This is a genomic window from Enterococcus sp. FR204, assembly GCF_031143325.1.
Classification (GTDB): Bacteria; Bacillota; Bacilli; order Lactobacillales; family Enterococcaceae; genus Enterococcus_B; species Enterococcus_B faecium.
In genome coordinates this window covers 55457-65328 of record NZ_JAKZIW010000009.1, presented here as the reverse complement: position 1 = coordinate 65328, position 9872 = coordinate 55457, and the positions used below count along the sequence as shown (strand labels likewise).

Sequence of the window (9872 nt, the reverse complement as noted above, 5' to 3'; positions counted from 1 at the left end):
ACCTCTTTAATCACAAGATTCAATTAAGCTTCTTGAGCTACTGGATAAACAGACACTTGTTTTTTGTTACGGCCTTTACGTTCGAAACGTACTACGCCATCAACTTTTGCAAATAAAGTGTCGTCTCCACCGATACCCACGTTTACACCTGGATAGATTTTTGTACCGCGTTGACGGTAAAGAATTGATCCACCTGTAACTGTTTGTCCATCAGCACGTTTAGCACCTAGACGTTTTGATTCTGAGTCACGGCCGTTAGATGTAGAACCGCCACCTTTTTTGTGGGCAAATAATTGTAGATTCATAGATAACAACATGGTCTGCACCTCCTATTTATCATTAATTGTTTTAATTTGGATATATTCTGAGTTTTCAGCTTCTATCGATTGTAATCCTAATAAAAGATTTTCTAATAGAATCTCAGCAATATTGTTTTGTTCTTGTGTCATTCCTGAAGTGACTTCGGTATAAAAATAACCGCCTTCTTCTTCATTCATTTCAACAATCGGCTCAAAACCGGCTAATGAGGCAATCCCGTTGACAGTGCTGATCGCTAACGCAGAAACACCCGCACAAACGATATCACTTCCATAAGGACCAGCATCAGCATGCCCGGTCAAAGTGAATGAAACGATCTGACCTGCGTCATTTCGCTTAAATGTTCCTTTGATCATATATAGGCCTTCTTTCTCAAACGCTATTAAGCGTTGATCGCGTCGATAACCACTTTTGTATATGGTTGACGATGACCTTGTTTACGGTGTGAATGTTTTTTAGGTTTGTATTTGAAAGTAACGACTTTCTTTTGTTTGCCGTGTTTTTCAACAGTACCTTCAACAGTTGCACCTGCAACAGTTGGAGCGCCTACTTTTGTAGATTCGCCGCCTACTAAGATAACTTCGTCAAAAACAACTTTTTCTCCTGCTTCAACGTCAAGTTTTTCAACATAGATTGCTTGTCCCACTTCAACTTTTACTTGTTTACCACCAGTTTTAATAATTGCGTACATGCTATAAAGCACCTCCTTCTGATATACTTAGACTCGCCATCCGAAGTGACAGCATATGCTGTGCTTATTACTTGTTCTGAGCGGTTGTAGCTGTGGAGTCCACAATTACAACAGTACTAGCTTACCAGAACAGCAACCGTTAGTCAACTAAATTTAAAATCAAAAAGTAAAACAAAAATTCAAGCAATACTTCTGCTTTTCTATCCTCACAGTTCTACCAAATAAAATAGTCGCATTGTGTTTCTTTTATTCTTATAATAAAAGAAAAAGGAGGAGCATAAATGGAATACCCAAAAGAACTGATACAAGAAGCTTCTTTAAGAATGAACGGCCGTCCTGTAGAAGGATTTATCGCTGGGCAAGGACCTCTTCATCCTAAACTGATGCTCGTGGGAGAAGCCCCAGGGAAAACAGAGATTGATACGCATGTTCCTTTTAGCGGTCAAGCTGGAAAAGAATTGATGCAGGCACTTTCTTCAACTGGCTTAACACGAGAAGAGGTGTATATCACCAGTGCTGTAAGGAGCCGCCCGTATCGCGTGACTCATCGGATCAATAAACGGACACAACAGTCAGAAACTGTTTATCCAAATCGGACACCTACTCGTTCCGAAGTATTTGCGCATGCACCAATATTGGATTACGAACTGATGAAGGTCCAGCCAAAATTAATTGCGACACTTGGAAACATTGGTCTTCAACGTTTACTTGGCAAAGAATATACGGTTACCAAAAATCATGGTCAACTCTATACAGGGCCTGTCTTACAATTAACAGAACAAAAGGATGCCTACGAATGGTCAGAAAAAAACTATCGAATTCTTCCACTTTTTCATCCAGCAGCTATTTTCTACAATCGCTCCCTTGTACCTGTTATCCATCAAGACTGGCAAGTACTAGCTTCACTTTTACAGCAAGATTAAAAAGAACAGACAAGACCATAAAATCTTCAGTTTACAGTCTTGTCTGTTCTTTTTCATTGTTTTAATGGCTAATTGCAGTATATTTCGCATGTAAAGCTGTCAACGCATGAGCAACTGTTTGATGTTGATGCGTGAATGTATGTTCCCACAAGTGAGAAAGTTGTTTTTCTACTTCTGGCTGCAAGGAAGTATAGATAATCGTTTGTCCTCTTTGCTCTGCTTTTTCTTGAAATTCATCAAAAACTGCACGTGCCGTCAAATCAATACTTGGTACGCCTCGCATGGAGAAAATGACACCATCGTGATGATTTAGTTCTTCCAATTTATTTTTGAGTTTTTCTGAAGACATAAAAAACAGTGGACCACTAATATACACTACTGTCCAGTTATTCAGCTTTTCCGTTTCTGGCAGCCCCATTCTTTGCCAATCGATCGTTTCTAATGAAATCGTGATAGCAGCGCTTTTGACAACAAAAAATACACAGCCGCCGATCACCCCGATCACGATAGCAATACTTAAATCAAAGATAACTGTACAAATCATCGTAAGGATAAACAATAGAACTGCTGACCAACATTTATTAGTAAATAGCTCCTTGATCGTTTCCCATTCATTCATACGCCAAGCCGTCACGATCAAAACACCTGCAAGTGCTGGCATTGGAATCTGTGACATCACTGGCGCAAAAACAAGCATGGAGAGCAGTAAGACAACTGCATGTATCATACCAGCTAATCTAGTTTGTGCACCAGATTTGATGGCCACGCTTGTACGGGCGATGGCCGCAGTAGCAGGAATCCCGCCAAAGAAAGGAAGCAACAGATTTCCAATTCCTTGCGCCATTAATTCTTGATTGCTATCTAAGGGCTTATTTGCCATTCGGCCAGCCGAAGCACCACATAGCAAGCTTTCAATCATTCCTAATAAAGCAATGCTAATAGCTGGAACTGCCACTTGTTGCAAGGCAGAAAAGCTAAAATCTCCCATATTCAAACGATTACTACTGATCAATGTTTGTGGAATCTTACCCACAGTTGCTACTGGTAAATGGAACAATAGCATAACTGCTGTTGCCAAAATGATAGCCAGCAGCGAACTAGGCATTCGTTTCGCCCATTTTTTTGGATAGATAAACATCCCTAAAATGACTAGCCCTCCCATGATCAAAGAGACTGTGTTTATCGGAAATCCTATCGTTTGATAACTACTTAGTTTTTCAATAACGTTTGTACCTTCCGAGTGAACACCAAATAAATTATCGATCTGACCTAATGCAATAATGATAGCAATACCTGAAGTAAACCCCGTAATTACGGGTGCTGGGATAAAAGAAGTCAGTGTTCCTAATCGGAAAAGTCCTGCTGCAAGTAAAAATAGACCCGCTAAAAAAGTAGCAAGCAATACACCTTGCATTCCCTTTGTTGCCGCAATAGACATCAAGATAGCTGCCATCGCACCTGTCGGACCTGATATTTGATAAAAACCGCCTGATAAACCGCCAATAACGATACCGGCAATGATAGCCGTAATCAAACCTGCGGCCGCATCAGCTCCGCTTGACACCCCAAAAGCCAAGGCTAAAGGCAATGCTACGGCAGCTACTGTGATCCCAGCCAAAAGATCTTTCTGAAATCTTGAAAGATCATAACCTGAAAATTCTTTTTTTAGTGAGGAAACATAATTTTTGAACACCTATCTAACTCCTTTTTCATGAAATTTTCTAAAATACCATTCATTAGAATATCATATTTCATGAGATAAAGTAATATTTTTCACAAAGTTTCCTGTTAGATAAATTCTTATTTTTTCTATATTTATAAGAAAATAGAAAGCAATGCCAACAGAGCTAGCCCACCTTGTTTGAGTAAAATCCAACGATCGCTAGTCAAACTGCCATATAATGCAACAAAAAAAATAGATATTAATAGCATACTTGTGATTTCTTTAGATGCGGAAGAAAGATAAGCTCCATAAAGTAGTCCCACTCCTAATAGTCCATTGTACACTCCTTGGTTCTTAAACAATGTTTGAACAGATTTTCTGCTTAACTCTTCTTTACTCATTTTAAAAACCCTACTTGTCGTGTCAGAATCAGTTCTCACCGTTTCGATATACATGATATAAAAAAATTCAATTGCAACTAGAGTCACTAAAATTTTCGATAGTATCGTCATATCTTCTTCCTCTTTTCTGATGAATTTTATTTTTTTGCTCCTTATAATTGTACTCGATAAGGATGTTTTTTTATTTTATTTGCCTTTAAAAACAAACAATATTGGCACAAAAAATAAAGAAAAACCGTTAGAAACCTCAGTTTCTAACGGTTTTTTAGCGTCACAGGAGGGATTCGAACCCCCGACCGTCCGCTTAGAAGGCGGATGCTCTATCCAGCTGAGCTACTATGACAAGAATCAGCGGAACATCAATAATTATAGATAATTAAATTGCTTCTGTCAATACGAAATAGTTATTTAATTAGCAAATAATGAATTATTTTGGCCCAACTACTAAATCAATCTTTTAAAACGAGACATTCTCCTTCAGCTGTTCTAAGGTTATCAATTGAAAACAGGAGCTACATTGACTTCATGCTACTCCTGTTTATTTAGATTTCCTGTATCCTTTAATTGACTTACAAATATAGAAACTTTTACATCAAGTTCGAATTGAGCCCTCGATTCAATCGATTATCTACAGGCTGCCATAATCATGTATCACAACTCGATTGTTTCTGATTCCTTTGTCATTAAGATCACACCATCACCTAATGGCAAGATTGTCGATGTCAAATCGGGATGATCCATCACAACACGAAGAAATTCATTTAATTTACGATGGATAGCTCGTTTGCCACGGGGAATCTCTTCATCTGGGAGCAAGATCGTTCCTCCTTGGAAGATGTCATCTACCATCAAAACGCCACCTTTTCTTAACAAACGTAAGCATTCAGGTAAAAATTCAATATATTTTGATTTTGCACTATCCATAAAAATAAAGTCATACGGACCAGACAACTCCGGCAAGATATCTGCTGCTTGACCTTCAAGCAAAGTCACTTTATCTGTCAGTCCTAGACGTTCATAGTTTTTTTTAGCTTTCTCGATCATGACATCGAAACGATCAATTGTCGTAACATGAGCGTTTTCTCCGATTGTCGTGGCCATGACACTTGATGAAAAACCGATAGCTGCTCCGATCTCCAAGATTCGTTCAGGCTGAAGCTGTCCAAGTAAAAATTTCAAAAATACAACTGTTTCATGGGGAATAACTGGTACTTCTGCTACATGAGCTTCTTCTTCCAGTTTGCCTAGCTCACCCGGTAATTTTTTTTGCTGGGTACGCATAAAATCCAATAGTTCTTCTTTGACTACAGGACGATGCATCATTTCATTGCGCATACTACTCCTCCTCTTCACACATTATACGAACAACTGACTAAATCTACAAGCTGCATGAGTGTTTTCTCGTGTTTCATGTTCAGAAGAGTCGTTGGATCTCTGGAATACATTTATGTTTTTAACATTCTTACAAAAATTTCTGTGTTCGTCTCCGCTTCTTTTTCAACTCTACAAAAGTATTCCATGCTGTGATTCCTGTTAGGCAAAAAGCAATCGTAAAGAATAACCCCTGAATCCATGCAAATGCCGTTTTTGAAAGGACTAGTCCAATATATGGAATCTGAAAGATGGGACTACCGATAATATTTCTCTTTTTTACTACTCCAGGCTCAATATAAGTCTTTGTATCAGCTTTTGTATAAAAATCTTCGTGGTTGTTTTCAACGGCTATTACGCGACGCGTCGAGATTTTTTTTCCTGAATTTTCATAATATGTAATAATATCTCCGACTAAAATCTCATTTGTATTTTTCGGTCGTACATATATCAGATTTCCTTGTGCATAATATGGACTCATTTCTTTGTCCTCAATAATATAAGGAGTCAAACCAAAAATTCGGGGAACCAAGACGACGAGAAGAATAAGAATTAAAAATATAATCAACGTTATAGAACTTATAAAAGTTATTTTTTTGTAATCAGGCATCGTTTTCAACTTCTTTCTTTATTCAATCCTTCTTAATCATATAATAACGATAAATTTTTTTCAAATTATAGCTGTAAAAATGTTCCCCTTTAATAATTACATGTTTCTAATTCTATTTCCTCATCTTTATCTCATTTTTTATTATAAATAATTGACGTTAGTTTAAAAAACGTTTACCCTAACATTACGAGTTTTAGAAAGGAATACCTTTATGGCTTTTTTTAATAACATATATAATAAAAAAGAATCTTTTTATTTACGTATAAAGTGGAGCATAATCATTATATTATCATTGTTATTTTTAACAGGAATTGCTTATTTCTTTTATTTTATTTTTTCTCCTGCGGACAGCAATCAAATGAAAGAAATAAAAGATTCGTGGGTTTTCTATACAAAAGATGATCCTGATTTTAAGTTTGACAGCAAGTACACTCGTACGATTCCTACCGTGGATAAAGACGAAACATTCATTATGGAAACGACACTTGAAAAACCGTTGGACGAAGCAAATTTACTAATCAAAGGAAACCATCAATGGATTACTGTATATCTAGGCGAAAAGATTTTATACCAACGGAAAGATTATCAGGAAGAAAGCAATCCCGGACTCTCATTGGCTGTGATAGATTTACCAGCAAATTATATCGGAAAAAAATTGACTCTTACAGTCTCATCTCCTTATCAGAACTATGCTGGACTGCCACCGAAAGTTTATCTAGGAACAACTGGACCATTGATTAGTTTTATTTATTCACAATCAGTGCCGCAAGTATTGACGATGATAATCGCTGTTTTTATCGCTATAGGGACCTTTTTCTATACGATCTACTTGATGTATAAACAAAAACGTCTTGAATACTCACTTATTCTCTTAAGTTGCTTTGCTTTGGCATTAGGATTTGAAGCTGTATCAGAAGATATTTTAAGTGGTATTCTTTTTGAACCATTCGTTCATTCTTTTTTATCTCATTTATTTATTATCTTAACTTCAGCTTTCATCATCTGCCACTATTGGAGCCGAATGTTTTACTATAAAAAATGGTACGGAATTTTTTGTACGTTCCAACTTTTGATTTTTATCGGCGTTCTGCTTTATGCAACTTTTACTCCTGCAGAACTTCCTGAATTAATGCCGATTGCTAATATTGCTAGTGTTATAAGCACTTTAGTCACTTCACTTGCATGCATTGGCGAAGCATATAAGAATAACCGTTTTTATGTAGCTTGTACACCTTGGATCGTCTTGGTAGCCATTATCCATTGCTTGATTTACATCCAAACGGCATTAGGTATCTATCAAACAACGATCAATTGGTCTACGATTTTGTATATTATCATTCTAATCGTTATTATCAGCTACAATCTAATCGATCACATCTTAAATACCGACAAAGATCGGAGACAAGTAGATTTCTTAAAAATCAAAAATGATTTGTTGGAGCAACATTATGAGCAGCTTCGACAGCATATCCAAGAAGTAAATACACTTCGCCTGGAATTTGTCCAAGAGATGGAGAATCTGCAAGATTTAATGCATACGGACCAAACAAAAGCTAAAAACTATGTGGAAAAGATATTAGAAGAAGCAAAAAATTTCGAAATGCTGTGTTCTTTTTGCAACCACCAGGTGACAAATCTTATCTTAGCGCGTTACCAGAAGTTAGCTGCCAAACGGAATATTCAGATAACCTTCCAAGCAGATCTTCTCGAAGAACTTCCTATCAACGATGACGATCTGGCTCAACTTTTGATCCACGCTTTAGAGCATTCCTTTAGAGAAACTCATGCCATCGAAAATCCACTGTATCGAAAAATTTATTTGTCGATACACGAACAAGAGGAACATTTCGTCATTTGTTGCGAACATAGTGCACATTACGATACAAATCTATTTAGTCGAGGCATCACAGAAGAATTAGATGATCAGGAACGTTTTGACTTAATGATGATGAAAGACGTAGCGGATCGTTACACAGGAACACTAACGCAGGAAAAAGATACTTTCATTGATCGGATCACTGTTCAACTCTCTCGAAATTACCCGAATCCTGTATAAAAAATAGCGGAATCCATATATGTGGATTCCGCTATTTTTTATTTTCAATAAAGTAAGGTAAGCAATTCTTCTGGTTCTATCGCACCAAAATATTTCTTCACATCAATTTGGCTGACTATTTTTGATAGAGATGCTTTATCATATTTCTGTCCAACCAATTTTTTTTCCACGTCAGAGATATCTCCTAGTCCGAAGAAATCGCCAAAGATTTTTGCTTCTTTGATCATTCCTTCTGAGACATTCAAATGGACTTCAATCGAACCGATAGAAAAACGTTTTTGGCGAGAGAAATTGAAATCTGGAGACTTCCCGTAATTCCAATCCCAATTTCGATAATATTCCTCAGAGATTCGATTGATTTTTTTCCAATCTTCATCAGTCAATTCGTACGTTTTTACTTCTTCTACTGACTCTACGCCGAAAATTTTCAACAAGATTTCTTGACGAAATTCTTCTGTTGTCATTTTTTGCTTCTCTTCTGGAAGAAATGGTTTGATATTCGTTACACGAGAACGGATCGATTTGATTCCTTTTGATTCGATTTTGTCTTTTTTTACTTTTAATGCATTGACTACTTCATTGATATCAGAGTCGAACATAATTGTTCCATGAGCAAACATCCGACCGTTGGTAGCATACATCGCGTTGCCAGAAAATTTCATGCCATCAATGACTAGATCATTTCGGCCTTTCAATTCCGCCCCAGCAACACCCAATTCATGAAGTGCTTGGATGATTGGTTGTGTTACTTTCGCAAAGTCACGGAATGAATCCCCATCATCAGGCATGATAAAACTAAAGTTCAGGTTTCCAAAATCATGGTAGACAGCTCCGCCTCCACTTAAGCGACGGACAACATGAATGCCATTTTCTTCCACATAATCTCGATTGATTTCTTCAAGCGTATTTTGGTTTCTGCCGATGATGATTGAAGGTTTATTGATATAAAAGAGCAAAATAGGTTCATCTAAAGGCATTTCTTGCAGCAAATATTGTTCAATTGCTAAATTGATTCTTGGGTCGTGGTTTTCATTTGGTACAAAAATCATGTTCTTCCTCCTAAATGTTAAACACTTTGTCAACTGCAGCAAGTTCTACATCAATTCCTTTGCCTGCTGCCTTTTGCGCTTCATTTTTCAATTGTTCTAAATCACCAAACTGAGGTAGGTGTGTAAGTACAAGTTTCTTTACGTTAGCTGATTTCGCAAGTTCTCCAGCTTCTTTTGAAGTGAAATGGGCATGATGATGTTCATTTCCTTCAAAAAGATAGGTATCTGCTAGAAACAAATCAGCATCTTTCGCAAAATCAGCGAAACTTTCCAAATAACCTGAATCACCTGTAAATACGAATACTTTCCCCGTTGTTTCTTCTACGATACGCATGGCGTAACATACTACTGGATGGATTGTTTCCATAAAAGTAATCAGAAAAGGACCAATTTTTAATTCTTCAGCTTCAAAATAAGGATGTCCTTTTGAGACATTTTCCATCGTCAATTCTTCAAAGTGAATGGAATCTTTTGTGTGTCCATAAATTGAAAGCAATGTCTCCGGATTTCTCTTAGGATGAAGTTGCCAGTAATACTGTAATACACCAAGGTCAGCAATATGATCATGATGATAATGGCTAAGGATCACAGCATCTAGATCAAGTGGATCAAGGTGTTCTTGTAATTTGATCAGCGTAGCACTACCTGCATCGATCAACAAATTGAACCCGTCAGATTGAAGCAAATAACCTGTTGTCCCTTGATTTTTATAAGGATACGCTCCTAAGCATCCTAAAACAGTTAATTTCATCGTACATTCCCCCTCAAAGATTTATCCTACCACAAAAGT

General features: G+C 37.1%; 11 protein-coding genes, 1 tRNA gene and 1 other annotated feature. Of the genes, 2 read left to right on the top strand and 10 right to left on the bottom strand.

What is annotated here, in order from left to right:
- Positions 1–23: 23 nt before the first annotated feature.
- From rpmA to rplU, 3 genes are read right to left on the bottom strand one after another with little or no spacing between them, the layout of a single operon-like run.
- Positions 24–317 (bottom strand): 50S ribosomal protein L27, encoded by a 294-nt coding sequence (rpmA, locus tag RG571_RS04085; RefSeq protein WP_002289452.1) that lies wholly within the window; start codon positions 315–317, stop codon positions 24–26.
- Positions 318–329: 12 nt separating this feature from the next.
- Positions 330–674, bottom strand: coding sequence for a ribosomal-processing cysteine protease Prp (locus tag RG571_RS04080; RefSeq protein ID WP_002343046.1), 345 nt, complete (start codon positions 672–674; stop codon positions 330–332).
- Positions 675–700: 26 nt separating this feature from the next.
- On the bottom strand, positions 701–1009 hold the full coding sequence (gene rplU / locus RG571_RS04075) for a 50S ribosomal protein L21 (protein WP_002289450.1): 309 nt from the start codon (positions 1007–1009) through the stop codon (positions 701–703).
- Positions 1010–1028: 19 nt separating this feature from the next.
- Positions 1029–1105 (bottom strand) — a sequence feature (ribosomal protein L21 leader region).
- A 185-nt stretch (positions 1106–1290) separates the two neighbouring features.
- On the opposite strand from rplU, the gene RG571_RS04070 reads away from it, so the two are divergent.
- Positions 1291–1932 (top strand): uracil-DNA glycosylase, encoded by a 642-nt coding sequence (locus RG571_RS04070; protein ID WP_002343047.1) that lies wholly within the window; start codon positions 1291–1293, stop codon positions 1930–1932.
- Positions 1933–1993: 61 nt separating this feature from the next.
- On the opposite strand, the gene RG571_RS04065 is transcribed toward RG571_RS04070, so the two are convergent.
- The 5 genes from RG571_RS04065 to RG571_RS04045 form a co-directional block, all read right to left on the bottom strand.
- Positions 1994–3625, bottom strand: coding sequence for a SulP family inorganic anion transporter (locus RG571_RS04065; RefSeq protein WP_131774307.1), 1632 nt, complete (start codon positions 3623–3625; stop codon positions 1994–1996).
- Between the two features lie 122 nt (positions 3626–3747).
- Positions 3748–4107: a DUF1304 domain-containing protein gene (locus tag RG571_RS04060; RefSeq protein ID WP_002323271.1), complete on the bottom strand. Its 360-nt coding sequence runs from the start codon at positions 4105–4107 to the stop codon at positions 3748–3750.
- Between the two features lie 158 nt (positions 4108–4265).
- Positions 4266–4339, bottom strand: a tRNA-Arg gene (locus RG571_RS04055).
- A gap of 308 nt (positions 4340–4647) precedes the next feature.
- On the bottom strand, positions 4648–5331 hold the full coding sequence (locus tag RG571_RS04050; protein WP_002288107.1) for an O-methyltransferase: 684 nt from the start codon (positions 5329–5331) through the stop codon (positions 4648–4650).
- A 127-nt stretch (positions 5332–5458) separates the two neighbouring features.
- Entirely contained in the window at positions 5459–5977 is a 519-nt protein-coding gene (locus RG571_RS04045; RefSeq protein WP_002299609.1) for a signal peptidase I, read from the bottom strand.
- A 211-nt stretch (positions 5978–6188) separates the two neighbouring features.
- Between RG571_RS04045 and RG571_RS04040 the strand changes: the two genes are divergently transcribed.
- The gene (locus tag RG571_RS04040) at positions 6189–8033 is read left to right on the top strand and encodes a hypothetical protein (RefSeq protein WP_308947507.1); all 1845 of its coding nucleotides are present in this window, start codon (positions 6189–6191) and stop codon (positions 8031–8033) included.
- Between the two features lie 44 nt (positions 8034–8077).
- Here the strand turns inward: RG571_RS04040 and RG571_RS04035 are convergent, their stop codons facing one another.
- Positions 8078–9082, bottom strand: coding sequence for a lipoate--protein ligase (locus tag RG571_RS04035; RefSeq protein WP_002339606.1), 1005 nt, complete (start codon positions 9080–9082; stop codon positions 8078–8080).
- Between the two features lie 10 nt (positions 9083–9092).
- On the bottom strand, positions 9093–9833 hold the full coding sequence (locus RG571_RS04030; protein WP_002299607.1) for an MBL fold metallo-hydrolase: 741 nt from the start codon (positions 9831–9833) through the stop codon (positions 9093–9095).
- Positions 9834–9872 lie beyond the last annotated feature (39 nt).